Source organism: Haloarcula sp. CBA1127, from assembly GCF_001485575.1.
In the GTDB taxonomy this organism is placed as follows: domain Archaea; phylum Halobacteriota; class Halobacteria; order Halobacteriales; family Haloarculaceae; genus Haloarcula.
In genome coordinates, this window is the sequence record NZ_BCNB01000006.1 from 1,539,546 (window position 1) to 1,563,491 (window position 23,946).

32 protein-coding genes and 1 tRNA gene are annotated in these 23,946 nt (G+C 59.7%); 29 read left to right on the forward strand and 4 right to left on the reverse strand.

Translation table 11 applies throughout. The annotated features are described in order from the left end of the window. Positions 1-68 precede the first annotated feature (68 nt). Positions 69-716, reverse strand: a complete 648-nt coding sequence (locus AV059_RS12395; RefSeq protein ID WP_058994818.1) for an HVO_2922 family protein — start codon at positions 714-716, stop codon at positions 69-71. A gap of 331 nt (positions 717-1,047) precedes the next feature. Beyond that, a tRNA-Gly gene (locus AV059_RS12400) sits at positions 1,048-1,119 on the reverse strand. A 348-nt stretch (positions 1,120-1,467) separates the two neighbouring features. On the opposite strand from AV059_RS12400, the gene AV059_RS12405 reads away from it, so the two are divergent. The 25 genes from AV059_RS12405 to secY are packed head-to-tail and all read left to right on the forward strand — an operon-like array spanning position 1,468 to position 15,618. Further along, positions 1,468-2,313, forward strand: a complete 846-nt coding sequence (locus AV059_RS12405) for a putative RNA uridine N3 methyltransferase (protein ID WP_058994821.1) — start codon at positions 1,468-1,470, stop codon at positions 2,311-2,313. 4 nt (positions 2,314-2,317) lie between these two features. Next, a complete protein-coding gene (rpl3p, locus tag AV059_RS12410) occupies positions 2,318-3,334 on the forward strand; it encodes a 50S ribosomal protein L3 (RefSeq protein WP_058994822.1) in 1,017 nt (338 codons plus the stop codon). Positions 3,335-3,337: 3 nt separating this feature from the next. Continuing rightward, positions 3,338-4,078, forward strand: coding sequence for a 50S ribosomal protein L4 (rpl4p, locus tag AV059_RS12415; protein ID WP_058994823.1), 741 nt, complete (start codon positions 3,338-3,340; stop codon positions 4,076-4,078). Next, entirely contained in the window at positions 4,075-4,332 is a 258-nt protein-coding gene (locus AV059_RS12420) for a 50S ribosomal protein L23 (RefSeq protein WP_004591553.1), read from the forward strand. The genes rpl4p and AV059_RS12420 overlap by 4 nt, the downstream gene beginning before the upstream one ends. 2 nt (positions 4,333-4,334) lie before the next feature. Further along, complete coding sequence (locus AV059_RS12425; protein ID WP_004957415.1) at positions 4,335-5,057, forward strand: 50S ribosomal protein L2; 723 nt, start codon at positions 4,335-4,337, stop codon at positions 5,055-5,057. Continuing rightward, the gene (locus AV059_RS12430; protein ID WP_004516967.1) at positions 5,054-5,476 is read left to right on the forward strand and encodes a 30S ribosomal protein S19; all 423 of its coding nucleotides are present in this window, start codon (positions 5,054-5,056) and stop codon (positions 5,474-5,476) included. Before AV059_RS12425 ends, AV059_RS12430 begins: the two co-directional genes overlap by 4 nt. A 2-nt stretch (positions 5,477-5,478) precedes the next feature. After that, positions 5,479-5,946 carry a 50S ribosomal protein L22 gene (locus AV059_RS12435; protein WP_004957408.1) on the forward strand — a complete coding sequence of 156 codons (468 nt, stop codon included), beginning with the start codon at positions 5,479-5,481 and terminating at the stop codon, positions 5,944-5,946. Next, positions 5,946-6,878, forward strand: coding sequence for a 30S ribosomal protein S3 (locus AV059_RS12440; protein ID WP_058994824.1), 933 nt, complete (start codon positions 5,946-5,948; stop codon positions 6,876-6,878). The genes AV059_RS12435 and AV059_RS12440 overlap by 1 nt, the downstream gene beginning before the upstream one ends. Continuing rightward, positions 6,875-7,090 (forward strand): 50S ribosomal protein L29, encoded by a 216-nt coding sequence (gene rpmC, locus AV059_RS12445; protein WP_004516964.1) that lies wholly within the window; start codon positions 6,875-6,877, stop codon positions 7,088-7,090. The genes AV059_RS12440 and rpmC overlap by 4 nt, the downstream gene beginning before the upstream one ends. Continuing rightward, positions 7,090-7,374 (forward strand): ribonuclease P protein component 1, encoded by a 285-nt coding sequence (locus AV059_RS12450; protein ID WP_058994825.1) that lies wholly within the window; start codon positions 7,090-7,092, stop codon positions 7,372-7,374. Before rpmC ends, AV059_RS12450 begins: the two co-directional genes overlap by 1 nt. Next, positions 7,365-7,703, forward strand: coding sequence for a 30S ribosomal protein S17 (locus AV059_RS12455; protein ID WP_004591559.1), 339 nt, complete (start codon positions 7,365-7,367; stop codon positions 7,701-7,703). The genes AV059_RS12450 and AV059_RS12455 overlap by 10 nt, the downstream gene beginning before the upstream one ends. Then, positions 7,703-8,101, forward strand: a complete 399-nt coding sequence (locus AV059_RS12460) for a 50S ribosomal protein L14 (RefSeq protein ID WP_004516961.1) — start codon at positions 7,703-7,705, stop codon at positions 8,099-8,101. The genes AV059_RS12455 and AV059_RS12460 overlap by 1 nt, the downstream gene beginning before the upstream one ends. 4 nt (positions 8,102-8,105) lie before the next feature. Next, complete coding sequence (gene rplX, locus AV059_RS12465; protein ID WP_058994826.1) at positions 8,106-8,468, forward strand: 50S ribosomal protein L24; 363 nt, start codon at positions 8,106-8,108, stop codon at positions 8,466-8,468. Next, a complete protein-coding gene (locus tag AV059_RS12470; protein ID WP_058994827.1) occupies positions 8,465-9,169 on the forward strand; it encodes a 30S ribosomal protein S4e in 705 nt (234 codons plus the stop codon). The genes rplX and AV059_RS12470 overlap by 4 nt, the downstream gene beginning before the upstream one ends. Continuing rightward, the gene (locus tag AV059_RS12475; RefSeq protein ID WP_004591562.1) at positions 9,166-9,699 is read left to right on the forward strand and encodes a 50S ribosomal protein L5; all 534 of its coding nucleotides are present in this window, start codon (positions 9,166-9,168) and stop codon (positions 9,697-9,699) included. Before AV059_RS12470 ends, AV059_RS12475 begins: the two co-directional genes overlap by 4 nt. Then, entirely contained in the window at positions 9,696-9,881 is a 186-nt protein-coding gene (locus tag AV059_RS12480; RefSeq protein WP_004591563.1) for a 30S ribosomal protein S14, read from the forward strand. The genes AV059_RS12475 and AV059_RS12480 overlap by 4 nt, the downstream gene beginning before the upstream one ends. 2 nt (positions 9,882-9,883) lie before the next feature. After that, complete coding sequence (locus AV059_RS12485; RefSeq protein ID WP_004516956.1) at positions 9,884-10,276, forward strand: 30S ribosomal protein S8; 393 nt, start codon at positions 9,884-9,886, stop codon at positions 10,274-10,276. A 2-nt stretch (positions 10,277-10,278) separates the two neighbouring features. Further along, complete coding sequence (locus AV059_RS12490; protein ID WP_004591564.1) at positions 10,279-10,815, forward strand: 50S ribosomal protein L6; 537 nt, start codon at positions 10,279-10,281, stop codon at positions 10,813-10,815. Next, positions 10,815-11,540 (forward strand): 50S ribosomal protein L32e, encoded by a 726-nt coding sequence (locus AV059_RS12495; protein ID WP_058994828.1) that lies wholly within the window; start codon positions 10,815-10,817, stop codon positions 11,538-11,540. The genes AV059_RS12490 and AV059_RS12495 overlap by 1 nt, the downstream gene beginning before the upstream one ends. Further along, positions 11,540-11,989 (forward strand): 50S ribosomal protein L19e, encoded by a 450-nt coding sequence (locus AV059_RS12500; protein ID WP_004516953.1) that lies wholly within the window; start codon positions 11,540-11,542, stop codon positions 11,987-11,989. The genes AV059_RS12495 and AV059_RS12500 overlap by 1 nt, the downstream gene beginning before the upstream one ends. Then, positions 11,989-12,552, forward strand: coding sequence for a 50S ribosomal protein L18 (locus AV059_RS12505; RefSeq protein WP_023843357.1), 564 nt, complete (start codon positions 11,989-11,991; stop codon positions 12,550-12,552). The genes AV059_RS12500 and AV059_RS12505 overlap by 1 nt, the downstream gene beginning before the upstream one ends. After that, positions 12,549-13,187: a 30S ribosomal protein S5 gene (locus AV059_RS12510; protein WP_004957374.1), complete on the forward strand. Its 639-nt coding sequence runs from the start codon at positions 12,549-12,551 to the stop codon at positions 13,185-13,187. Before AV059_RS12505 ends, AV059_RS12510 begins: the two co-directional genes overlap by 4 nt. Then, a complete protein-coding gene (gene rpmD / locus AV059_RS12515) occupies positions 13,187-13,651 on the forward strand; it encodes a 50S ribosomal protein L30 (protein WP_058994829.1) in 465 nt (154 codons plus the stop codon). The genes AV059_RS12510 and rpmD overlap by 1 nt, the downstream gene beginning before the upstream one ends. Beyond that, on the forward strand, positions 13,651-14,148 hold the full coding sequence (locus AV059_RS12520) for an uL15m family ribosomal protein (protein WP_058994830.1): 498 nt from the start codon (positions 13,651-13,653) through the stop codon (positions 14,146-14,148). The genes rpmD and AV059_RS12520 overlap by 1 nt, the downstream gene beginning before the upstream one ends. Before the next feature lie 6 nt (positions 14,149-14,154). Next, positions 14,155-15,618: a preprotein translocase subunit SecY gene (secY, locus tag AV059_RS12525; protein WP_058994832.1), complete on the forward strand. Its 1,464-nt coding sequence runs from the start codon at positions 14,155-14,157 to the stop codon at positions 15,616-15,618. A gap of 866 nt (positions 15,619-16,484) precedes the next feature. On the opposite strand, the gene AV059_RS12530 is transcribed toward secY, so the two are convergent. Beyond that, positions 16,485-17,624, reverse strand: coding sequence for a glycosyltransferase (locus tag AV059_RS12530; protein WP_058994834.1), 1,140 nt, complete (start codon positions 17,622-17,624; stop codon positions 16,485-16,487). Positions 17,625-17,889: 265 nt separating this feature from the next. Here AV059_RS12530 and AV059_RS12535 point away from each other — a divergent pair, with 265 nt between their 5' ends. Then, positions 17,890-19,041, forward strand: coding sequence for a glycosyltransferase family 4 protein (locus AV059_RS12535; protein WP_058994836.1), 1,152 nt, complete (start codon positions 17,890-17,892; stop codon positions 19,039-19,041). Further along, positions 19,038-19,985 (forward strand): polysaccharide deacetylase family protein, encoded by a 948-nt coding sequence (locus AV059_RS12540; RefSeq protein WP_154021028.1) that lies wholly within the window; start codon positions 19,038-19,040, stop codon positions 19,983-19,985. The genes AV059_RS12535 and AV059_RS12540 overlap by 4 nt, the downstream gene beginning before the upstream one ends. Here the strand turns inward: AV059_RS12540 and AV059_RS12545 are convergent. Further along, complete coding sequence (locus AV059_RS12545; protein ID WP_058994840.1) at positions 19,969-21,021, reverse strand: glycosyltransferase family 4 protein; 1,053 nt, start codon at positions 21,019-21,021, stop codon at positions 19,969-19,971. The two genes, AV059_RS12540 and AV059_RS12545, sit on opposite strands and share 17 nt — an antisense overlap. Before the next feature lie 349 nt (positions 21,022-21,370). Here AV059_RS12545 and AV059_RS12550 point away from each other — a divergent pair, with 349 nt between their 5' ends. Together AV059_RS12550 and AV059_RS12555 are read left to right on the forward strand one after the other, a co-directional pair. Next, on the forward strand, positions 21,371-22,231 hold the full coding sequence (locus AV059_RS12550; protein ID WP_058994842.1) for a class I SAM-dependent methyltransferase: 861 nt from the start codon (positions 21,371-21,373) through the stop codon (positions 22,229-22,231). A gap of 409 nt (positions 22,232-22,640) precedes the next feature. After that, the gene (locus AV059_RS12555) at positions 22,641-23,942 is read left to right on the forward strand and encodes an O-antigen ligase (RefSeq protein WP_058994844.1); all 1,302 of its coding nucleotides are present in this window, start codon (positions 22,641-22,643) and stop codon (positions 23,940-23,942) included. Positions 23,943-23,946 lie beyond the last annotated feature (4 nt).

Genomic DNA, 23,946 nt, shown 5'->3' on the forward strand with positions numbered 1-23,946 from the left:
ACCGCTATGGTACTCACGCTCGCTATCGGTGTCAGACTTGAGTAAAGAACTGCCGCTGTTCGGAACGCTTACTCGCCTTCCTCGACCGGTGCCCCGCGAGCGTTCGTTTTCACGCTCTGGAGCCCCTGCTTCGCTTTCTGCTTGGAGGCGTAGCCCTGCCCGCAGTCGGCGATGATCTCCCCGTTGTCGTGGCGGAGCCGCCAGCGCGCCTTGCCCTCGCTGTCTTTGAACAGTTCGAATGTCGCCTTGCTGCCCCCTTCTTCGACAACACTGTCATCTTTCGACTCATCGACGACGTACGCCCCGGGCGCGTTGGATTTGACGCTCTCAAGACCCTGCTCGGCCTTCTGCTTGGAGGCGTAGCCCTCCCCGCTGTCGGCGATGATGTTCCCGTTGTCGTGGCGGAGCCGCCAGCGGTACTGCTCGGCGCTGTCCTCGTACACCTCGAACGTCGCCTTGCTCGCAGCCACATCGGTCTCCACCACTCCCTCGTTCTCGTCCCACTCCATATCGATTTCGAGTGTGACAGTACCGTCTTCCCGCTCGACCTCGACCTCGAACTCGGATTCGGCCGGTGGTGTGACTGTCACAGTCTGTTCCTCGTCAGCCGGCGCGGGCTCACCGCGGCTGAGCCTGTTTGCCAATCGCCGGAAGTACGACGCGATTCCTCTTCGACTCCGTGTTTCCTGTGACTCGTGAACCGTCTTGTCCGTCATACACTCTCATTGTCGATGGGGCAACAAATAATGGTACGCCTCAGTTGCCAAGTGACACCGGCGTCGCTGAGCAGCCTAGCTGCCAGCAAATGCCTGTAGATGGGATTAGAAGCGTTGCTTGTCGACTTGAAATCAGAGAAATGCGCTGGCTGGGAGTGAGCAATCGCGACGCGATTGCGAGCCACGACGGACGAAGTCCGTCGGTGTTTGAACCCGATGCAAATCCTCACTGACGCTCGGATTTCCGTGATTCAAATTCAGTGCGATTGCACGACTCACGGATACCGAGCACACGTGACGCGGTGCTCAGTGGAATAGTTCGTCGTAGAAATGCGCTGGCTGGGATTTGAACCCAGGTTGTGACCATGGCAAGGTCACGTGATACCAACTACACTACCAGCGCTTGCTTCATTTGCACTGACCTTCGCGACCGTGGGTCGCTCAGTACCAGCGTGCAACGCCTCGTTGCAATCAAATCTGGCGGGGGTGAGAGTAAAAAGCCTTCCGTTTTCCGGGGAAAACCATGGGAAGTGAGGGCAATCACCGCCCCGCTTGAGCGCCGGATCGTGTGATGGCGTCACGAGACATGGCCTTTCGGAAGCGGCAATCTAGTGAATGGGTGCATCGGTCCCGAACCGGCATGACGGACCATGTGAACGCGACGCATCGCGAACGCGAAACGGGGGCTTTTTAAGCCCTGGAAAGGGAGATATCGGCACAGTCTAGTGGCGCGACGTGGAAGCGTCACGGCATGACGACCAGCGTACTCGTGCCGTCTTCCCTCGCACGGGAAGCCGAAGACAGACGCGAGGCAACTCGCAAGCTCGGTTACGTGGCCCGCGCGGCCGCGGTTTACCGGGTTGATCGGCTGACAGTGTACCCCGACCCTGACGGGGCGGGCAAATGGGAAGACGGGTTCGTCGAAACCGTGCTGCGGTACGCCGCGACGCCCCCGCACCTCCGAAAGGAGATGTGGGGTAAGCGGGACGAACTGGAGTACGTCGGCGTCCTGCCGCCGCTCCGCGTGCGTTCACAGACCGGCTCCGGATCTGAGGGTTCGGGGTCGTTAAGACAGGGAATCGTGACCGAGGTCGGAGCTGATGGGCGCGTCCGGGTCAATTGCGGCATGCAACACCCGATCTCCCTTCCCGTCCCAGCGGATATGGACGTGGAACAGGGGGAGCGCGTGACCGTCAGGGTCTCTTCGCGACGGCCGGTCCGGGCGAAACTCGTCGACGCCCCCACAACGGGATTCGACGTTGTCGCCGCGGACCTCGATGCGGCACTCTCGCGCGACGATGCCGGGCTCACTATCGCGTCCTCGCGATACGGCGAGCCGGTAACGTCGATCCGTCTCGGCCAGTTGGCCGAGCGGCGCGACGCCGAGGGCGGCATGACCGTCGCCTTCGGGGCACCCGAGCGCGGGTTACCGTCGATACTCGACGTTGCCCCGGACGCCGTCGGGGGAGACCAGACGAGCGACGAACCAGAAGGGTTCGACCTCTGGCTGAATACGGTTCCGAACCAGGGCAGTGAGGTTGTGCGAACGGAAGAAGCTCTGTTCGCCTCCCTCACCTGTCTAACCCTCACGGAGTAAACGAATGCCACAACCAAGCAGACCACGCAAAGGCTCGCTGGGCTTCGGCCCGCGCAAGCGCTCGACGAGCGAGACGCCTCGCTTCAACAGCTGGCCGTCTGACGACGGGCAGCCGGGCGTCCAAGGGTTCGCCGGCTACAAGGCAGGCATGACACACGTCGTGCTTGTCAACGACGAACCTAACTCCCCCCGCGAGGGGATGGAGGAGACTGTCCCGGTGACAGTCATCGAGACGCCGCCGATGCGCGCCGTCGCCCTGCGAGCGTACGAAGACACGCCGTACGGTCAGCGTCCGCTGACGGAAGTCTGGACCGACGAGTTCCACTCGGAACTTGACCGGACCCTAGACGTTCCGGAGGACCACGACCCGGACGCTGCTGAGGAACAGATACGCGACGCACACGAGGCCGGTGACCTCGGGGACCTGCGACTCATTACGCACACCGTCCCCGACGCCGTCCCGAGCGTCCCGAAGAAAAAGCCCGACGTGATGGAGACTCGCGTCGGCGGTGGGTCCGTTTCGGACCGCCTCGACCACGCCCTCGACATCGTCGAGGACGGTGGCGAACACGCCATGAACGACATCTTCCGCGCCGGCGAGTACGCCGACGTGGCCGGTGTCACGAAAGGCAAAGGGACGCAGGGTCCCGTCAAGCGGTGGGGCGTCCAGAAACGGAAAGGCAAGCACGCCCGTCAGGGCTGGCGCCGACGGATCGGCAACCTCGGTCCGTGGAACCCGTCCCGAGTGCGCTCGACGGTCCCCCAGCAGGGGCAGACCGGCTACCACCAGCGCACCGAGCTCAACAAGCGCCTCATCGATATCGGCGACGGCGACGAGCCGACCGTCGATGGCGGCTTCGTCAACTACGGCGAGGTCGATGGGCCGTACACGCTCGTGAAGGGCTCTGTGCCCGGTCCGGACAAGCGCCTGGTGCGCTTCCGGCCCGCGGTGCGTCCGAACGACCAACCGCGCCTCGACCCCGAGGTGCGCTACGTCTCCAACGAATCGAACCAGGGATAACCTATGCAGGCAACAATCTACGACCTGGACGGCAACACAGACGGCGAGGTCGACCTGCCGGACGTCTTCGAGACGCCGGTTCGGACAGACCTCATCGGCAAAGCTGTACGTGCCGCACAGGCCAACCGAAAGCAGGACTACGGGTCCGACGAGTACGCCGGCCTCCGAACGCCGGCCGAGTCCTTCGGTAGCGGCCGCGGCCAGGCACACGTCCCGAAGCAGGACGGCCGTGCCCGCCGCGTCCCGCAGGCGGTCAAAGGGCGAAGCGCCCACCCGCCGAAAACCGAGAAGGACCGCTCGCTCGACCTCAACGACAAGGAACGGCAGCTGGCCGTTCGCTCGGCGCTGGCCGCGACGGCCGACGCCGACCTCGTCGCCGACCGCGGCCACGAGTTCGACCGTGACGAAGTGCCCGTCGTCGTCTCCGACGACTTCGAGGACCTCGTCAAGACGCAGGAAGTCGTCTCGCTGCTGGAGGCGCTCGACGTCCACGCGGACATCGACCGCGCCGACGAGACGAAGATCAAGGCTGGACAGGGTTCGGCCCGTGGACGGAAGTACCGTCGTCCCGCCTCGATCCTCTTCGTGACCAGCGACGAGCCGTCGAAGGCTGCCCGCAACCTCGCGGGTGCCGACGTGGCAACCGCCAGCGAGGTCAACACTGAAGACCTCGCGCCTGGCGGCGCGCCCGGTCGACTCACCGTCTTCACGGAATCCGCACTCGCGGAGGTGGCCGAGCGATGAGCTGGGATGTCATCAAACACCCACACGTCACGGAGAAGGCCATGAACGACATGGACTTCCAGAACAAGCTCCAGTTCGCCGTCGATGACCGCGCCTCCAAGGGCGAGGTCGCCGACGCCGTTGAGGAGCAGTACGACGTGACAGTCGAACAGGTCAACACGCAGAACACGATGGACGGCGAGAAGAAGGCCGTCGTTCGCCTCTCTGAGGACGACGACGCTCAGGAAGTCGCCTCCAGAATTGGGGTGTTCTAACGATGGGACGACGAATCCAAGGACAACGGCGCGGCCGCGGGACCTCCACGTTCCGTGCTCCGTCGCACCGTTACAAGGCTGATCTGGAGCACCGCAAGGTCGAGGACGGCGACGTCATCGCCGGCACGGTCGTCGACATCGAGCACGACCCGGCCCGCTCGGCCCCGGTCGCCGCCGTCGAATTCGAAGACGGCGACCGACGACTCATCCTCGCGCCGGAAGGCGTTGGGGTGGGCGACGAGCTACAGGTCGGCGTCAGCGCCGAGATCGCACCCGGGAACACGCTCCCGCTGGCCGAGATCCCAGAGGGGGTCCCGGTGTGCAACGTCGAATCCAGCCCCGGTGACGGTGGGAAGTTCGCCCGCGCGTCGGGTGTCAACGCCCAGCTGCTCACCCACGACCGCAACGTCGCGGTCGTCAAGCTCCCTTCCGGGGAGATGAAGCGGCTTGATCCGCAGTGTCGCGCCACCATCGGCGTCGTCGCCGGTGGCGGCCGAACTGACAAGCCGTTCGTGAAGGCTGGCAACAAGCATCACAAGATGAAAGCGCGAGGGACGAAGTGGCCCAACGTCCGCGGTGTGGCAATGAACGCCGTCGACCACCCGTTCGGTGGTGGCGGACGCCAGCACCCCGGCAAGCCCAAGTCCATCTCGCGGAACGCCCCGCCTGGCCGTAAGGTCGGGGACATCGCCTCGAAGCGAACAGGTCGAGGTGGCAACGAATGAGCTCAGAATACCAAATCGGCCACGAAGGAGAGTTCTCCTTCCGCGGCCACACGCTCGACGAGCTGCAGGAGATGGAGCTCGAGGAAGTCGCGGAACTGCTCCCCGCTCGACAGCGGCGAAGTATCGTACGCGGCCTGACCGAGGAGAAACACAAGCTCCTCGAAAAGGCCCGCGAGGCCGGCGAAGAGGAGACAGCCAACGACCCGATCCGGACACACCTGCGCGACATGCCGGTGGTCCCGGAGATGGTCGGGCTGACCTTCGCCGTCCACGACGGCCAGAACTTCGAGCGTGTCAAAGTCGAGCCCGAGATGCTCGGCCACTACCTCGGTGAGTTCCAGCTCACCCGGAGTAGTGTCGAACACGGTCAGGCCGGTATCGGAGCGACACGCTCCTCGAAGTTCGTACCGCTCAAATAATCATGGGAATCAGTTACTCAGTCGAAGCCGACCCGGACACGACGGCCAAAGCGATGCTCCGGGAGCGGCAGATGAGCTTCAAGCACAGCAAGGCCATCGCCCGCGAGGTCAAGGGCAAAACGGCCGGCGAGGCTGTCGACTACCTCGAGGCGGTTATCGAGGGCGACCAGCCCGTTCCGTTCAAACAGCACAACTCGGGCGTCGGCCACAAAAGCAAGGTCGACGGCTGGGACGCCGGGCGCTACCCGGAGAAGGCCAGCAAGGCCTTCCTCGACCTGCTCGAGAACGCGGTCGGCAACGCCGACCATCAGGGCTTCGACGGTGAGGCCATGACGATCAAGCACGTCGCCGCCCACAAGGTCGGCGAGCAGCAGGGTCGCAAGCCCCGCGCGATGGGGCGTGCCTCGGCGTGGAACAGCCCGCAGGTCGACGTCGAACTCATCCTCGAAGAGCCGGAGGTCGAAGACTAATGGCCGACGAACAACAGTTCATCGAGGACGGACTCCAGCGGACCCAGATCGACGAGTTCTTCGCAGAGGAACTCGGTCGAGCCGGCTACGGCGGCATGGACGTCGCCAAGACGCCGATGGGAACCCAGATCGTGCTCAAAGCCGAGAAGCCAGGGATGGTCATCGGCAAGGGCGGGAAGAACATCCGGAAGATCACGACGGAACTCGAGGACCGATTCAACCTCGACGACCCGCAGGTCGACGTGCAGGAAGTCGACGAGCCGGACCTCAACGCCCGCATCGTCGCGGATCGACTGGCCAACGCACTCGAACGTGGCTGGTACTTCCGCAAAGCGGGCCACACCACCATCGACCGCATCATGGAGTCGGGCGCACTCGGCGCAGAGATCGTCCTCTCCGGGAAGGTCACTGGTGCACGCTCGCGCGTTGAGAAGTTCAACCGCGGCTACGTCAAGCACAACGGCGAACCCGCAGAGGAGATCGTCGACAGCGGCGTCGGCGTCGCCGTGATGAAGCTCGGGACCATCGGGGTCCGAGTCAAGATCATCCCGCCGAACGCGGAGCTCCCCGACGACTTCGAGATCTACGAGGATGTCGACGTCGAGGACTACGTGGCTGACACCGACGGCGAGTCCGTCGAGGAACTCCTCGAAGGCGAGCCCGAAGACAGCGAGACGGCCGAGGAACTCGACGAGGACGTGGCCGCCGGGGCCGCCGACGACTCCGAGGCTGACGAGGAGTTCGTCGACGAGGAAATCGTCGAAGAAGACGTCGAAGTCCCGACTGACGACGATGTCGAGGATGTCGACGTCGACGAACTCGAAGACGCTGTCGACGAGGAACTCGACGAGGACGTCGAGGCGGAAGCCGAAGAGCTGATGGACGAGATGGACGACGAGTCCGCGGACGATGAGGAGGGTGACGACGAATGACCGTCCTCCACGTCCAGGAGATTCGGGACATGACGCCCGCCGAACGCGAGGCGGAACTCGACGACCTGAAGACCGAACTGCTGAACGCCCGGGCCGTGCAGGCCGCGGGTGGTGCGCCGGAAAATCCCGGTCGCATCAAGGAACTGCGGAAGGCTATCGCCCGCATCAAGACGATCCAGGGCGAAGAAGGCGACCTGCAGGAGAACGAATAATGCCACTGACACCCGAGACGCTCCCACGACACGAACTCGTCGGCCTCGACTGCGAGGTCGTCGCGGCGTCCAATCCGGACGTCATCGGTATCAGCGGAACTGTCGTCATGGAGACGACACAGATGCTGACACTCGAGGGTGCCGACCGGGTGTGGCACGTGCCGAAGGACAGCGCGACGTTCGCGTTTGCCCTGTCGACCGAGACGGTTCTCGTCGACGGCGACCGACTCGTTGCCCGTCCCGCTCGTCGCACAGAGAACACAGGAGATTCACTATGGCGCTAGGACTGAACGTACAGGAACCGGAGGAAACCTGTGCCGATCAGAACTGCCCGTTCCACGGAGAGCTCTCCGTGCGCGGACAGACACTGAACGGCGAGGTAGCCTCCACTGACATGGAGAAGACCGTTGTCGTCGAGCGCGAGTACGACGTGAAGGTGCCGAAATACGACCGCTTCATGAAGCGGCGGAGCCGCGTTCCGGCTCATGCACCCGATTGTCTCGACCTCGCGGTCGGTGACACGGTCACGATAGCAGAGTGTCGACCGCTCTCGAAAACGAAAAGCCACGTCGTCGTCGGCGTGGTCGCCGACGAACAGGACGGTGATGCCTGATGGAAGCACTCGGTGCTGACGTCACGCAAGGCCTGGAGAAGGGCTCGCTCATCACGTGTGCGGACAACACGGGAGCGCGCGAACTTAAGGTCATTTCCGTCCACGGCTACTCGGGAACGAAGAACCGCCACCCCAAAGCTGGGCTGGGCGACAAGATCACGGTCTCGGTCACTAAGGGGACGCCCGAAATGCGTCGTCAGGTGCTCGAAGCCGTCGTCGTCCGCCAGCGAAAGCCGATCCGTCGACCCGACGGCACCCGCGTCAAGTTCGAAGACAACGCGGCCGTCATCGTCGACGAGAACGAGGACCCGCGCGGGACCGAGCTGAAAGGTCCCATCGCACGGGAAGTCGCACAGCGATTCGGCAGTGTGGCATCAGCAGCGACGATGATTGTATAGAACCATGAGCAAGCAACCAGACAAACAACGCAAGAGTCAACGACGTGCCCCGCTCCACGAGCGGCACAAGCAGGTCCGGGCGACGCTGAGCGCCGACCTCCGCGAGGAGTACGGCCAGCGGAACGTCCGCGTCAACGCTGGTGACACCGTTGAGGTGCTCCGTGGTGACTTCGCCGGCGAAGACGGCGAAGTCATCAACGTGGACCTCGACAAGGCCGTCATCCACGTCGAAGACGTCACGCTCGAAAAGACAGACGGCGAGGAAGTCCCGCGACCGCTGGACACCTCGAACGTCCGCGTGACGGACCTAGACCTCGAAGACGAGAAGCGCGAGGCGCGTCTCGAATCGGAGGATGATTCCGCATGAGTAACCACCAGAAGCGACTCTCGGTGCCGAACAGTTGGCCCGTAGAGCGCAAGACCGCGACGTTTACGGTGAAAGCCGGTGCCGGCCCGCACGGTGAGTCGGGGGTTCCCCTGCTCATCGTCCTTCGGGACGTACTCGGCTACGCCGACAACCGCAAAGAAGCCCGCTACGCCCTCAACGAGGACAACGTCCTCATCAACGGGAAGGCCATCTCCGACGAGGAACGCCCCGTCGGGATGTTCGACATCCTGGCCTTCACCGAGCGCGAGGAGTACTACCGCGTGTTCCCCGGCGAGGGTGGTCGGCTGGCGCTGACCGCAATCGACCCGGACGCGGCCGAATCCAAGCTCGGTAAGATCGCCACCAAGACACACGTCTCCGGTGGCGACGTTCAGCTGGGTCTCCACGACGGTGAGACGCTCATCGTCGAGGACGACCAGACCTACGATGCTGGCGACTCCATCGTCGTCGGCAACGAGGACGGCGAAATCGTCGCCCACTTCGAGTACGAAGAGGGCGCGCTCGTCACCGCCGTCGACGGCGCCCACGCGGGCGAAGTCGGCGAAATCGAGGAGATTCAGGTGACGCCGGGTTCGGCACAGAACAACGTGATCGTCTCGCAGGACGAGGGCGAAGGCTTCGAGACAGTCGAAGAGTACGTCGTCGTCATCGACGAGAACTTCACGGGTGATGATGAATGAGCTCCGAGAGTGAGTCCGGCGGCGACTTCCACGAGATGCGCGAACCGCGCATCGAGAAGGTCGTCGTTCACATGGGAATCGGCCACGGTGGCCGCGACCTCGCCAACGCAGAGGACATCCTCGGGGAAATCACCGGGCAGACGCCGGTTCGAACGAAGGCCAAGCGGACTGTCGGCGAGTTCGACATCCGCGAGGGCGACCCCATCGGTGCGAAGGTCACCCTCCGCGACGAGATGGCCGAGGAGTTCCTCCAGACGGCGCTGCCGCTCGCTGAACTGGCGACGAGTCAGTTCGACGACACCGGCAACTTCAGCTTCGGCGTTGAGGAACACACCGAGTTCCCGAGCCAGGAGTACGACCCGAGCATCGGAATCTACGGGCTGGACGTGACGGTCAACCTCGTCCGTCCCGGTTACCGCGTCGCCAAGCGCGACAAGGCGTCGCGCTCGATTCCGACGAAGCATCGACTCAACCCGGCGGACGCCGTCGCCTTCATCGAGTCGACCTACGACGTGGAGGTGAGCGAATGAGCGAAAGTGAAACCACAGACGAGCCCGATTCCGAGACGGCATCCAGTGAGCGAACTGGCCAGCTCGAGTCCTGTCAGCGCTGCGGTCGCGAACAGGGACTCGTCGGCAAGTACGACATCTGGCTGTGCCGCCAGTGCTTCCGCGAGATTTCGCGTGGCATGGGCTTCAGGAAGTACAGCTAACAATGACAGGGAACGACCCATTTGCCAACGCACTGTCGGCGCTTAACAACGCCGAAAGCGTCGGGCACCTAGAGCAGACAGTATCGCCCGCTTCGAACGAGATCGGCAGCGTCCTCGAGGTCTTCTACGACCGCGGGTACATCGACGGATTCAGTTTCGTCGACGACGGCAAAGCCGGCGAGTTCGAAGTTGAACTGAAAGGAGCCATCAACGAGTGTGGCCCGGTCAAGCCCCGCTACTCTGCGGGCGCAGACGAGTTCGAGAAGTGGGAGAAGCGGTTCCTCCCCGCCCGTGACTACGGGACCCTCGTCGTGACGACCAGCCACGGCATCATGAGCCACTACGAGGCTCGTGAGCAGGGCGTTGGTGGCCAAGTCATCGCGTACGTATACTAACAATGCCACGAGTAGAACTGGAGATTCCGGAGGACGTGGACGCCGAGCAGGACCACCTTGACATCACTGTCGAGGGGGACAACGGCAGCGTCACGCGTCGGCTCTGGTACCCTGACATCGACGTGTCTGTCGACGGCGACACGGTCGTCATCGAATCCGATGAGGACAACGCCAAGACGATGTCGACGATCGGTACCTTCCAGAGCCACATCGAGAACATGTTCCACGGCGTGACCGAGGGCTGGGAGTACGGTATGGAGGTCTTTTACTCTCACTTCCCGATGCAGGTCGACGTCGAGGGTGACGAAGTCGTCATCGAGAACTTCCTGGGCGAGAAGGCCCCCCGCCGCACGACGATCCACGGCGACACGGACGTCGAAATCGACGGCGAGGAGCTGACCATCAGCGGTCCCGACATCGAGGCCGTCGGCCAGACCGCCGCGGACATCGAACAGCTCACGCGCATCAACGACAAGGACGTGCGTGTGTTCCAGGACGGGGTGTACATCACCCGCAAACCAAACCGAGGTGACGCCTGATGGCGGACAATGAGGAAGACGTCGAAGCAGAGGAAGAGTACACCGAACTGACCGACATCAGCGGTGTCGGCCCATCCAAAGCGGAGTCACTTCGTGAGGCCGGCTTCGAGTCGGTCGAAGACGTTCGCGGTGCCGATCAAGACGCGCTCGCCGATGTCAGCGGTATCGGGAACGCGCTGGCGGCCCGAATCAAGGCCGACGTCGGTGGACTCGAAGTCGAGTCCGAGACCGAAGCCGAAGTCGAAGAGGAAGGCGGCGAGGAAGCGCCCGACGAGGACGTGGAGACGGAACTCCAGGCCCGCGGGCTCACCGAGAAGACGCCGGACCTCTCCGACGAGGACGCGCGGCTACTGACCCAGCGACACCGGGTCGGCAAGCCGCAGTTCAACCGTCAGGACCACCACAAGAAAAAGCGCGTCTCGACCTCGTGGCGCAAGCCCCGCGGCCAGCTCTCGAAGCAGCGCCGCGGTATCAAGGGCAAGGGCGACACGGTCGAGGCAGGCTTCCGCTCGCCGACCGCGGTTCGCGGCAAGCATCCGTCCGGCTTCGAGGAGGTTCGCGTGCACAACGTGGATGACCTCGAAGGCGTTGACGGCGACACAGAGGCTGTCCGGATCGCCTCGAAGGTCGGTGCTCGCAAGCGCGAGCGAATCGAAGGGGAAGCCGAGGACGCGGGTATCCGCGTGCTCAACCCCACCTACGTCGAAGTCGAGGTGAGTGAGTGATGACTGATCTCTCTGCACAGAAGCGACTCGCGGCTGACGTCCTCGACGTCGGGAAGAACCGCGTCTGGTTCAACCCCGAGCGACAGGGCGACATCGCCGACGCGATCACCCGCGAGGACGTTCGCGAACTGGTCGATGAGGGCGCCATTCAGGCGAAAGACAAGAAAGGCAACTCCCGTGGACGCGCCCGGGAGCGCCAGAAGAAGCGTGCATACGGCCACCAGAAGGGAGCCGGTTCCCGGAAAGGGAAGGCAGGCGCACGGCAGAACTCCAAGGAGGACTGGGAGTCACGCATCCGCGCACAGCGGACGAAGCTGCGCGAACTGCGTGACGAGGGAACGCTTTCGAGTTCGCAGTACCGCGACCTGTACGACAAGGCCGGCGGTGGCGAGTTCGATAGCGTTGCCGATCTCGAACGTTACATCGACGCAAACCACGGTGACGCATAATGGCGACAGGACCACGATATAAAGTACCGATGCGGCGACGCCGCGAGGCCAGAACCGATTACCATCAGCGGTTGCGCCTGTTGAAATCCGGTAAGCCACGTCTCGTTGCTCGAAAGAGCAATAAACACGTCAGGGCGCAGCTGGTGACGCTTGGCCCCAACGGCGATGACACTCTCGCGTCCGCTCACTCGAGCGACCTCGCCGAGTACGGCTGGGAGGCCCCGACGGGCAACATGCCCTCGGCGTACCTCACCGGTCTGCTCGCCGGGCTTCGCGCGCAGGAAGCGGGCATCGAGGAGGCAGTGCTTGACATCGGACTCAACAGCCCGACCCCCGGAAGCAAAGTATTCGCAATACAGGAAGGCGCAATCGACGCCGGCCTGGACATTCCGCACAACGACGACGTACTCGCCGACTGGCAGCGCACGCGCGGTGCCCACATCGCCGAGTACGACGAGCAGCTCGAGGAGCCGCTGTACAGCGGCGACTTCGACGCTGCAGACCTCCCGGAGCACTTCGACGAGCTCCGAGAGACCCTACTGGACGGTGACATCGAACTATGAGTGCTAACAACGGATGGGAGCCACGGACACGCCTCGGCAAGCAGGTTGTCGAGGGCGAAATCGACTCCATGCAGGAGGCGCTGAACTCCGGACTCCCGCTGAAAGAATCGGAAGTCGTCGACCAGCTCGTTCCCGATCTGGAAGACGAAGTGCTGGACATCAACATGGTCCAGCGGATGACAGACTCCGGCCGCCGCGTGAAGTTCCGCTGCGTGGTCGCCGTTGGCAACCGCGACGGCCTCATCGGCTACGCCGAAGGGCGTGACGACCAGGTCGGCGGTGCTATCCAGAAAGCCATCGACATCGCGAAGCTGAACATCATCGATGTCTCCCGCGGCTGCGGGTCCTGGGAGTGTGGCTGTGGCCGTCCGCACACGGTCGCGCTGCGCACCGAGGGCAAGGCCGGGAGTGTCGAGGTCGAGCTGCAGCCGGCCCCGCGAGGGCTGGGCCTCGCGGGCGGAGAGACCGTCCGCAAGGTGCTCGAACTCGCCGGTATCGAGGATATCTGGACACGCAGCAGCGGGAACACGCGCACCACGGTCAACTTCGCAAAGGCGACGTTCAACGCCCTGCAGAACACGGCCGAGGCGCGCGTCCCCGAACGAACCTTCGAGAAGCGAGAGGTGATCGAGTGATGCACGCGCTCGTCCAGCTCCGTGGCGAAGTCAACATGCACACCGACATCCAGGACACGCTGGAGATGCTCAACATCCACCACGTGAACCACTGCACGCTCGTCCCTGAGACGGACGCCTACCGCGGCATGGTGGCGAAGGTCAACGACTTCGTCGCCTTCGGCGAGCCGAGCCAGGAGACGCTGGAGACGGTCCTGGCGACGCGCGCCGAGCCAGTTGAGGGCGACGCCGACGTGGACGACGAGTGGGTCGCCGAGAACACGGATTACGACGACATCTCCGGGCTCGCGTTCGCACTCCTCTCCGAGGAGACGACGCTGCGCGAACAGGGCCTCTCCCCGACACTCCGTCTGCACCCGCCCCGGGGCGGCCACGACGGCGTCAAACACCCCGTCAAGGAGGGCGGGCAGCTCGGGAAACACGACACCGAGGGAATCGACGAACTCCTGGAGGCGATGCGATAATGACGAGTAAAAAGAAACGACAGCGCGGCTCACGCACGCACGGCGGCGGCTCACACAAGAACCGACGTGGTGCTGGCCACCGCGGTGGTCGCGGTGACGCAGGCCGTGACAAGCACGAGTTCCACAATCACGAGCCGCTCGGCAAGAGCGGTTTCAAGCGCCCGCAGAAGGTTCAGGAAGAGGCCGCAACCATCGACGTTCGCGAGATCGACGAGAACGTCACGCTGTTGGCCGCCGATGATGTCGCCGAAGTCGAAGACGGTGGCTTCCGCGTCGATGTCCGTGATGTGGTCGAAGAGGCCGACGACGCCGATTACGTGAAGGTACTCGGTGCCGGCCAGGTTCGCCACGAACTCACGCTCGTCGCTGACGACTTCTCCGAGGGCGCTCGCGAGAAGGTTGAAGCCGCAGGCGGGAGCGTCGAACTGACCGACCTCGGCGAGGAGCGCCAGGCCGAGGCCGAAGAAACCGAAGACGCGGACGCGGACGAGGAATAACGAACGATGAGCTGGAAGGACACCGCCGAACCACTGCTTGTCCGGATGCCCGCAGTCCAGCGGCCGGAAGGACACGTCCCGTTCAAGCGCAAGCTCACTTGGACAGGGGGCGTACTCCTGCTGTATTTCTTCCTGACGAACGTGAAGCTGTTCGGGCTGGACATCGACGCCAGCCAGCAGGTATTCGGGCGCTTCTCGTCGATTCTGGCCTCCGGCCAGGGGAGCATCATGCAGCTGGGTATCGGTCCGATCGTCACGGCGTCCATCGTGTTACAGCTCCTCGGTGGGGCGGACCTGCTCGGGCTGAACACCCAAGACGACCCGCGTGACCAGATCCTGTATCAGGGGCTCCAGAAGCTGCTGGTACTCGTGATGATCTGTCTCACCGGGCTTCCGATGGTGTTTGCCGGCGGCTTCCTCCCGGCTGACACGGCGGTCGCGAACTCACTGGGTATCGGCACGACCGGTGTCCAGTGGCTCATCTTCGGCCAGATGTTCGTGGGCGGTGTCCTCATCCTGTTCATGGACGAGGTCATCTCCAAATGGGGCGTCGGCTCCGGTATCGGCCTGTTCATTGTCGCCGGCGTGAGCCAGCGGCTCATCGGTGGCATCCTGACGACGCCGTTTATCGGCAACAACGAAGGGATCATCTACACCTGGTACCTGTTCATCACCGGTGAGCGCGGCACCGGGCCAGTGCTGGCTGCTGATGGCCTCCAGACCGTGTTGCTGCAGGGCGAACTGCTGGGACTGTTCACGACGGTCCTCATCTTCGCAGTGGTCGTCTACGCCGAATCGGTCCGCGTGGAGATCCCGCTGTCGAACGCCCGCGTGAAAGGAGCCCGTGGCCGCTTCCCGGTCAAGCTTATCTACGCGAGCGTCCTGCCGATGATCCTCGTCCGGGCGCTGCAGGCGAACATCCAGTTCCTGGGCCGTATCCTGAACGCCCAACTGGGCTCGATGCCGTCGTTCCTCGGCACGTACGCCAACGGCCAGCCGACCGGCGGCCTGTTCTACTTCCTCGCCCCCATCCAGAGCCGTGGCGACTGGATGTGGTGGCTCGAAGGGACCGCCCAGCCGGTCTGGCAGATCCTGACCCGCGTCGGAATCGACCTGTTCGTCATGCTAGTCGGCGGCGCAGTCTTCGCCGTCTTCTGGGTCGAAACCACCGACATGGGCCCGGAAGCGACGGCCAAGCAGATCCACAACTCCGGGATGCAGATCCCCGGCTTCCGACAGAACGTCGGCGTCATCGAGAAGGTCCTTGAGCGGTATATCCCGCAAGTGACTGTCATCGGCGGCGCCTTGGTTGGGCTGCTAGCCGTGATGGCCAACATGCTGGGTACCATCGGCGGCGTCTCCGGTACCGGGCTGCTACTGACGGTCTCCATCACGTACAAGCTGTACGAGGAGATCGCCGAAGAGCAGCTCATGGAGATGCATCCGATGATGCGCCAGATGTTCGGATAGGATCCCCAAATATCTATACTTCTTTAAGTTCGCTGCGTCTCTTGAGCGGCTGTTTTGGCTTCATTCTTCCCGTTCAGAGAAGTAATCTTAGATGAGTAGCACACGTGATGCCATTGATGTCGCTCGTCGCCGAAATGGTGGTTTGGCGCATATAGACGCTGTGCTCATCGACTGTAACTCACTGTCGGCCCTCAATCAGTCCGCGGGCTCTCATCCCCAGCCATTAATAAAGTGGTTGGTTCATATGTTCAGGAATTTCGCGCTACAGGTAGCGGTACCCGCTCGGCAGGAGGCGATTGAATTGAGGAGAGGCAGGGGTGCTGATAACCGATGACAACGAAAAGGAGTATGTCGGACGACCTCCACGATCCTTCGAGCTCACAGTGAGTTTATTACGCATAATCGAGTTCGCTTACAAGAGCGTGATGCAGATATTCAGCTCGTCGTTTCTTAAATCAACACTTCCGTAATTAACCGAATGCGTGACGGCCACATAATGAATTAAAATGTTAGTTAATACTCCAAGTTATCAGTTGACTTATCGACCTCTATGGACTAGGTGCTTCAACAATGGCGATTCTGATGTAGCTCTTGAAGTGGTGCATGCTTTTGTGTCTCCCGATCTCATATTCGCCGGCAAAGGACTCGCTGTTGACGGATTTGAGCAGCGAGTGCCACTCGGGACAAGTTGGCCGGGGTTGAAGTACTCAGCGTCCACTGCGTCTGAAAACGGCTTGACTGATTCTTCCAGAACCATTAGTTCATGACCGCTGTCTTCAGCCTGGTTTGAATACTTGAATACCACAAGCGAGGGGTGTAATTAATGATTGCAACACGCTATGACAAAGAGCGTTCACTTAGCTCAGTCACTCCGCATCGGCGTGCCTATCGAGGAGGGTCGAGACGCGATCTCGCAACTCAGAGCCGATTTGGGCCCATGTGTACCGCTGCTCAACCAGCGTTCTGGCGGCGGTACCGATAGCACGGCGTTTATCCGCGTCGGAAAGTAGCTGATCGATAGCGTTGGCGAATTCCGTCGCGGTGTCTGAAATGACGATATGCTTCCCGTCCAACGCGTTGATTCCTTCCCTTGCGAGTGGGGTAGCGACGACAGGTCGTCCCAGCGCCATCGCCTCAAGGACTTTGTTCTGGAGCCCGGACCCGTGTCGCATCGGCGCGACGACGATGTCAGCGCGATCAAGATACTCTGCAGGGTCGTCCACGAACCCTGTTACCGTCACGCCCGGCCGTGCGTCTGTTGAGGCGACCCGGTCGCTTGGATCCGTTCCAACGACTTGGAACTCGGCAGTTGGGTACCTGGACCGAATAATCGGAAAAACTTCTTCTATAAAGTACAACGCGGCGTCTTCGTTCGGGAAGTAATCCATCTTCCCGAGAAAGACGATCCTTGGATCGTTGGGTGCAGTCCTGAATTCGTTGGACCCTCGTCCGACGAGATCTGGCTTCACGCCGTTCGGGAGGACAGAGAGCGACGGAAAAGACTGCCGACCGGTGACAAAGTTGCGGTCGGCCTCCGTGATAATGAACGAGTGGTCAAAGCAATCTGCGACGGACCGCTCGTACTTCCTGAGTCGCCGCCATTCGACCGGATAGATCGCGCGCCAAAGTCCAGTCGCGTCCTTCGAGGCTTCGCGATAGGTCCGAGATATCGCGTCTACGAGGTCCGCAGTCACTGGAGGCGACCGGCCCCGCGCGTACTCGGTCGTCCGAACGTGGTTACAGTGGAGCAAATCAAACCTGTGCGCGTGATCGTCGAGCCAGGCATCGACCTCGTCAAATCGATAATAATGCGTTTGAAGCGGCTTCGAAGAGGCGAGCCCCGGTAGCGTGTTGAGGTAGAATTTGTAGTTGGGATAAGCAAAGACGTGGATGGCATCAAACTCCGCTCTGAGCGCCTCGACAGCCGATTTGTCGATCGGCTCTTGATCGATGACGAGTAATTCGACATCGTGCTCCCGGGCGAGTTCGCGGGCCGTGTAAAACATCCGGAGCTTCGCACCCCCAGTGAGCGGATACGGAAGCCGAGAACAAAGTACCAGAATACGAGTCAAGGTGGGAGAGGCTTTGCTGGAGCGGATTATGAGATTTGTGATAGCGATTTCTGTACTGGACCTCCCTCGCGACCCCTAAACGGCTGATTGTCGGGCTCCGGTTCGAAATCCGGGGATAACACCCTTTACTGTAAACTCCAGTGAAAGGAACCAGTATCGCATGGACAGACATATATTTCCAAAACATCGAATCACCGATATGCAACTCGCTGTATTTGCTGAGGACTTCTATCCCGCGATCAACGGGGGTGCGTTATTACAGTGGCGAATCTGCCAGATCGCCGCCCAAGACGGGCACGACGTCACAGTGTTCACGGCGAAGACGAGCGAAACGCAATGTTTAAGTCAGGTTGATGGAGTGAAGATCCATCGACCGATGCGTGCGAAGCCAGCATCAGCGGAAGGGTATGAACCGCACGCGGTGTTGTACCGGATCGCGTTTTCGCTGTACACGTTCTTTTATGCGTACCGCTGGTTCAGTCGAAATGACGTCGACGGGATATACGCGAGTTCCCTCTCCTTACATTGGGTCGCGAAGGTACTCTCGCGGTTCCAAGACGTTCCGGTCGTGAATTTCGTCGGTGGAACGCCGTCCGCGAGGTCCGAGTTCCAGTGGACGCCGAAATTTTTTCTTGAGCGTCTCAACTTCCGGTTCTGGCTGGGGGACTTCGTCTACTGTCAGGCCTCCCGCGTTGCGAACGTCATCCGAACAGCGGGAAACAACGTCGAAACGACACCCGGTATCGTGAATGCGGAAGCAATCCGCGTGGCTGACGAGTCGAGTGACAGAGCAGCATTCCGACGCGAATGGGGATTCGACAGCGACGACATCGTTCTCAGTTTCGTAGGCAGGCTCGTCCCTCTAAAGAATCCCGACACGGCCCTTGATATCGTCGCCGCTCTCCCCGATCGATACAAACTTGTGGTCGTCGGCGACGGACCGATGTTCGATCAGCTCGAGAATACGGTCAAACAGCGTGGGCTTTCCGACCGCGTTCGCTTTACCGGGGTGTTGGAGCACGGTCTGGCACTCGAAACTGTCGCAGCGACGGATGCCGTACTGCTCACGTCTGATTTCGAATCACACCCGACAGTTGTGTACGAAGGCCTCACGCTGGGAAAGCATGTGTTCGCGACGCCGGTCGGGACGGTTCCAGAAACTGACTACCCACGCCTTCACGCAGGAACGGTCGACGAACTCCCTGAAATGATTCGAGAAACGGAGTGGAAGCCACTCGAAACGTACGATGAGGAGGCCCTCACAAAGTATTCTATCGAGTCATCGACGAGAGCGATACTGGAGACCATGGAATCGCTGCGGACGACGCAACGGAGTAGCGAGGTGGCGTGAGATTGACGGGAAGCGTCGTTATCAGCCTCGAAGTGGAACTCGGATGGGCAAAACATGACCTCAACGAGTATGACCACCTCAGTGAAGACCGACGCACCGAAACAAGGACCCTGAGTGATCTCTTGGACTGGTGTGAATCTGCCGAGGTCCCCATTACGTTTGATATCGTCGGACATCTTTTGCTTGATGCGTGCGATGGCAACCATGAGGGGCGTCCTGGTGACGAGTGGTTCGAAGCTGATCCGGGGACGGACGTGGAATCCAACCCTCTCTTCTATGCACCGGACATGATCGATGCAATCTGTTCGAGCCCGGTTCCTCACGACGTGTGCACGCACACATTTTCGCACACGCCGTGTGGAGAGGTGACATCGGAAACGGTCGACTGGGAACTGCAACGGGCCCAAGACGCCCACGACGAGTTCGGTATCCCGTGGTCGCGGGCGTTCGTCCCGCCGCGTCACAGTTCAGCACCGGTGGGTGTGCTCAAACGGAACGGTATTGACACGGTTCGTGCTCCCGAACCGTGTCGGCTAATCCAGATGAATACAGGACAGCGGCTGTATCACAACGCTTTATCCCCTTACCAGCCGAGCGACGGACGCGTCTGTGATGGGACTGCCGTCACACCGAGCACGCCGTACATTTCGCTCGGGTGTCCAAACCTGCCAATGGGGCAGCTCGATCCGCACCCCGTGTTCAGGCCGATCCCGGTCTCACTGCGAAAACGGTGGCACCTCAGACGGCTCTGCCGCGGCGTCGACAGGGCAATCCGGTCGGACGCCACGCTGCACGTCTGGTCTCACCTCTGGGACCTCTCTAACGTACACCAGCGGGACATCGTTGAGCAATTTATCGCCTATGTTGGTGCACGGCAGGAGCAGGGTGAAATCGATGTGCTGACCATGGCCGACTTCGGTCGAGCGATCAGGCAAACGAACTGAAGAAGTCAACGTATCTCTGACACAACACATCAGTTGAGAACTTTTCGACATCATCAACGGGGAGTGACTCGAATTGCGAAACTAAATCGAGAAACTCGTTCGCCGTCGTGAACGTGTTCTCGGTAACTGATGCCACATCACCGACGTCTCGAGCAACGACCGGTGTGCCCGAAGCGAGCGACTCAAGGAGGACTCTGGGGAGGCCCTCGGTAAGAGATGGGTGGATCAGTACATTAGCGAATGCCAAATATTTCGGGACCGCTGCTGGAGCAATTGGGCCTGTGAAAGAAACCCGATGCTCCAGCGTTGGCGGGACATCAATTGAATCTCGCTTGCTACCGATAAACACTACGTGCAGGTCCGGTCGGCGAGTAAGCAGGCGCGGGAGGGTCGCTTCGATAAACTTGGCCCCTTTCAAATCGGTTATTCTGCCGATTGATACGGCGATAGGTCCCTCGACACCGTACGGCGACTCCGTCCCGACGTTGGAAAACCTGTCCAGATTTACCGGCGTCGGGAGTTCGACGATCTCGCGTTCGTTCGGTCCGAGAAAAAGGGACGTCAGACGATTAGTCCCAGTCGGGCCCAGGGTAACGTACTTCGTAGAGAGGGCGATGGGGAGACGTCCGAGCACGTTGTTAACGATGAAGAACTTGGTCGACTGTACGCCGGATGCGACTCGGTATTCAAAGAACCTGTCGCCGCTGTAGCGGTACGCGAAGGGAACGTCGTACATGTTGGCGAGTGTCGCCCCGATAGTCCCGTGAACGGGCGGCTGTACGACGTGTGTCAGTACATTCGGGTCGTGCGTACGGAGATAGGAGTGAAGGGCTCGAACCCCGCCGATTCGGGTCGAATCGTACGCTGTCCCGTAGACCGAGAACAGTTCGCGGACATCAGCATCGAGATCGTCGACCGCGGTGCCGACGAGGTGGAGGTCTAGATCGTCGTGCATCATCAGACCGATATTCTTTGTCGTCAAGCCGACATTAAATGCGGTTGCAGATCCGATGTAGAAACAGGCGGTCGTTGACATGATGCAGTATCGTCGGTCTAGGAATTAAATAATGGTTGATCTCACTGCTGGCGTATGAGAACGCGGGGCCCTCACTAATCAGTCAACAGTGAACACACAATGATGACAGCAGGCAGAGCTGGCGGGCGTGGGATTGAATTTCTAACCGTTTCAGCTGTTTCGAGAATTAGCTGAATAGTGCAACAAGCGGAGAGCGAACAATCCAAACCGTCGTCAGATCGGGAAGTTGGAGTCAATGGTTCTGTTCAGTTCAGCACCTCTGCTGGAGTTTTACCGTTGAGCACCTGAATCGACCGTTGTTTATCAATAACGTAACATATTTCTTCGACGGCATCAATCAGTTACGATAATGAATGGTAGCTTAAGTGACGAAGATTTGAATATATCTCATCTCTCTAAGACAGAACTGTCTAAAAACGAAGAGGCGACGTGGGAATCTGCTGATAAAGAAGACCTAGAAACAATCAAACAGTGGGTTGACAAGAACAAATCTTACCGCACCCTGGAATATTTTGAACACTGGGTTGGCCCAATTGAAGGCGATATTCTCGAACTTGGCGCTGGACATTGTTGGCTATCTGGTCACCTATCTCAAATGGATAAAGTAGACCGTGTCTGTGCCGTCGAACTATCTGAAAATTGGTTACGTTCTGTGGCACCACCAGTACTTGAGTACGTCAACGCAGATATTGATGTGATCGATTTTTATGTCGGCGATTTTTTGAATTTAGAGGGATTTGGAGCCAACGAATTTGATATAGTGGTGTTTGATTCAGCATTTCATCACACTTACCATCCAATTGAGTTGCTCCACGAGGTATCGCGTGTTGTGAAAGATGATGGTTATGTCTTGCTTCAACGCGAACCGACGCTTTACCCCCTCCTGAGTCCGAACCGATTACTAGGGCCGTGGTCAATCACGCTGGATAACAACATTCCTCGCGAGGAACGGCAGGCAGAGACGCCGGAACAAAACGAATTGATCTATTCTGTGAAAGAATACGAATTATTTGCGCATATGGCGGGTCTCGAATTAGAGATATATCCTCAACTCCATGATTCAGCATCCCTCAGATCTTTTCGCCGTCCACTCGTTGAGTATTTAGGGAAACAGTCGCAGGAAATTAAAAAATTGGTTGGTTTGCGTATGCATACCCGTTGGTTCATAGTACTCCAATCAAAAGATCTGCCGCTGGACGACCGCGTTTAGTTAAGCACATTAAGCCATTTTCCAGATCCGTGCAGGCAGATTTCGACTATTCCGCTCTCAGCTTGAGTGAAATCATTTGAGAGGAAAAGTGGTTGTCGTTTTACTTACCGATAAACACATTTAATGTAATTCCGAGTTCTATATATCTATGCCGAAACAGGAGACTCATCTATCCAGTTGGTCTCACCTCATCAAGACGTTGGTCGGTTTCGCATCAAAACTATTCTTCGATTGCGCGCAAAGACCACTTTTGAGGCACTTTACCCTCGATTTCATATGAATTATATATAGTCTTATTTGACATTTCTACAGAACCCAACAAATGATACAGCTATCAAACAGTCCGATTTGTCAGTGATATCAAAACGTTCATGTGACCCTCTGACTCAAGAAAAATAAGACCATCACGATGGAAGCGTCGAAGAAGACTGACTTATTTACTGAAGATTTCGACACAGTAGATATTCTGGTGCTGTGTATGGTTTTCTTTCTCCCATTCGCCGGGTACGCAATTCCGACTGGTATAGTATTTGTCAGCCCCACAAACCTTCTTATCCTGACGGCGACCACAGTCCTCACGATTCGACAACTACTGCGGGCGGAAATTTCGTGGTTCTCGTTGCTTTACTTGGTGATCATCCTATTTGTTACATTTCTACTGTATAATCTTCTCGCGCAAGCCATCAGCGGTGGCTCATATCGCCGGATCATAACACAGGTGGGGTACCTCATGCTGGTTGTCTCGCTGCTCCTGTACGTCGACTCCTGGAAGCGGTTGCATACTGTTCTATCGGCAGTTTTTCTCTCTAGTCTGGCCATTAGTGTTATTGGCATCGTGAGTTCGCTTACGGGGGTTTTCTTCGGTGGCGAGTTCCTGCCGTCGCGGTCGATTGCTTCCTACATTATCCCGTTTACTCGTACTTCGGGGATAGAGTTGTCACACGGTGAGATTGGAATGTTCACCCTCGGTTCGTTACCGTACGTTGTGTTCAGATCGAAGCGAAGCGGGCAGTATCTCCCTTTCGTGGGTGTAGCAGTGATTCTCTTTTACATCGTGTTTATTTTGCAGTCCCGTAGTACGTGGGGAGCCCTGTTAGCGATGGTGTATGTGGTATTCTACCTGTATCCAGTGAGAAACCGGTCAGTTCGAACACCGGTAGCGCTGCTTCGACTTGCTGGAATCGTCTTGCTTCCGCTGGCCATTGTCTTCGTCTTTCACCTATTTACCGGCCTTGAGAGTGGGGGTGGATCGCTCGCTCACCGCCTCAGCCAGCTCAAAGTCTCGTATAGGCTGATATCAGAAAACATCTTAACTGGGGTCGGATGGGGAAATATTCGGCAACACTTCTTCCGGAATCGTCTCCCACATAATGCATTCCTTATAATTGGGGTTGGTGCGGGGATCCCGGCGATTGCATTTGTTATCGGTGTTATTACTACCACCTGCGGATTCCTTGTAAGATTGATATCGGGCTCGAAGTTAATCGAACACAGGCTGCTCGCGCTCGCGCTTCTAACTTCGATGACAGCCGTCGTCGTCGAAGCGAACTTCCTCGTTGGGTTTGGGAAGGCTGGATGGATGTGGGTTGGGATCGCTTTGGCATTTATTGACTTGCAGCAGCGGGCCAGTGTAACCGCTCCGCAGTATCAATCTGACGACCAAAGACACGGTAGACGGAGCGAAGGGGACGATCAAAACAATATTTATTAGCAGC

Bases quoted from the DNA above. Each gene is read 5' to 3' on its own strand.
- AV059_RS12395 (WP_058994818.1), bottom strand. From the start codon at position 716: ATGACGGACAAGACGGTTCACGAGTCACAGGAAACACGGAGTCGAAGA.
- AV059_RS12405 (WP_058994821.1), top strand. From the start codon at position 1,468: ATGACGACCAGCGTACTCGTGCCGTCTTCCCTCGCACGGGAAGCCGAA.
- rpl3p (WP_058994822.1), top strand. From the start codon at position 2,318: ATGCCACAACCAAGCAGACCACGCAAAGGCTCGCTGGGCTTCGGCCCG.
- rpl4p (WP_058994823.1), top strand. From the start codon at position 3,338: ATGCAGGCAACAATCTACGACCTGGACGGCAACACAGACGGCGAGGTC.
- AV059_RS12420 (WP_004591553.1), top strand. From the start codon at position 4,075: ATGAGCTGGGATGTCATCAAACACCCACACGTCACGGAGAAGGCCATG.
- AV059_RS12425 (WP_004957415.1), top strand. From the start codon at position 4,335: ATGGGACGACGAATCCAAGGACAACGGCGCGGCCGCGGGACCTCCACG.
- AV059_RS12430 (WP_004516967.1), top strand. From the start codon at position 5,054: ATGAGCTCAGAATACCAAATCGGCCACGAAGGAGAGTTCTCCTTCCGC.
- AV059_RS12435 (WP_004957408.1), top strand. From the start codon at position 5,479: ATGGGAATCAGTTACTCAGTCGAAGCCGACCCGGACACGACGGCCAAA.
- AV059_RS12440 (WP_058994824.1), top strand. From the start codon at position 5,946: ATGGCCGACGAACAACAGTTCATCGAGGACGGACTCCAGCGGACCCAG.
- rpmC (WP_004516964.1), top strand. From the start codon at position 6,875: ATGACCGTCCTCCACGTCCAGGAGATTCGGGACATGACGCCCGCCGAA.
- AV059_RS12450 (WP_058994825.1), top strand. From the start codon at position 7,090: ATGCCACTGACACCCGAGACGCTCCCACGACACGAACTCGTCGGCCTC.
- AV059_RS12455 (WP_004591559.1), top strand. From the start codon at position 7,365: ATGGCGCTAGGACTGAACGTACAGGAACCGGAGGAAACCTGTGCCGAT.
- AV059_RS12460 (WP_004516961.1), top strand. From the start codon at position 7,703: ATGGAAGCACTCGGTGCTGACGTCACGCAAGGCCTGGAGAAGGGCTCG.
- rplX (WP_058994826.1), top strand. From the start codon at position 8,106: ATGAGCAAGCAACCAGACAAACAACGCAAGAGTCAACGACGTGCCCCG.
- AV059_RS12470 (WP_058994827.1), top strand. From the start codon at position 8,465: ATGAGTAACCACCAGAAGCGACTCTCGGTGCCGAACAGTTGGCCCGTA.
- AV059_RS12475 (WP_004591562.1), top strand. From the start codon at position 9,166: ATGAGCTCCGAGAGTGAGTCCGGCGGCGACTTCCACGAGATGCGCGAA.
- AV059_RS12480 (WP_004591563.1), top strand. From the start codon at position 9,696: ATGAGCGAAAGTGAAACCACAGACGAGCCCGATTCCGAGACGGCATCC.
- AV059_RS12485 (WP_004516956.1), top strand. From the start codon at position 9,884: ATGACAGGGAACGACCCATTTGCCAACGCACTGTCGGCGCTTAACAAC.
- AV059_RS12490 (WP_004591564.1), top strand. From the start codon at position 10,279: ATGCCACGAGTAGAACTGGAGATTCCGGAGGACGTGGACGCCGAGCAG.
- AV059_RS12495 (WP_058994828.1), top strand. From the start codon at position 10,815: ATGGCGGACAATGAGGAAGACGTCGAAGCAGAGGAAGAGTACACCGAA.
- AV059_RS12500 (WP_004516953.1), top strand. From the start codon at position 11,540: ATGACTGATCTCTCTGCACAGAAGCGACTCGCGGCTGACGTCCTCGAC.
- AV059_RS12505 (WP_023843357.1), top strand. From the start codon at position 11,989: ATGGCGACAGGACCACGATATAAAGTACCGATGCGGCGACGCCGCGAG.
- AV059_RS12510 (WP_004957374.1), top strand. From the start codon at position 12,549: ATGAGTGCTAACAACGGATGGGAGCCACGGACACGCCTCGGCAAGCAG.
- rpmD (WP_058994829.1), top strand. From the start codon at position 13,187: ATGCACGCGCTCGTCCAGCTCCGTGGCGAAGTCAACATGCACACCGAC.
- AV059_RS12520 (WP_058994830.1), top strand. From the start codon at position 13,651: ATGACGAGTAAAAAGAAACGACAGCGCGGCTCACGCACGCACGGCGGC.
- secY (WP_058994832.1), top strand. From the start codon at position 14,155: ATGAGCTGGAAGGACACCGCCGAACCACTGCTTGTCCGGATGCCCGCA.
- AV059_RS12530 (WP_058994834.1), bottom strand. From the start codon at position 17,624: ATGTTTTACACGGCCCGCGAACTCGCCCGGGAGCACGATGTCGAATTA.
- AV059_RS12535 (WP_058994836.1), top strand. From the start codon at position 17,890: ATGCAACTCGCTGTATTTGCTGAGGACTTCTATCCCGCGATCAACGGG.
- AV059_RS12545 (WP_058994840.1), bottom strand. From the start codon at position 21,021: ATGTCAACGACCGCCTGTTTCTACATCGGATCTGCAACCGCATTTAAT.
- AV059_RS12550 (WP_058994842.1), top strand. From the start codon at position 21,371: ATGAATGGTAGCTTAAGTGACGAAGATTTGAATATATCTCATCTCTCT.
- AV059_RS12555 (WP_058994844.1), top strand. From the start codon at position 22,641: ATGGAAGCGTCGAAGAAGACTGACTTATTTACTGAAGATTTCGACACA.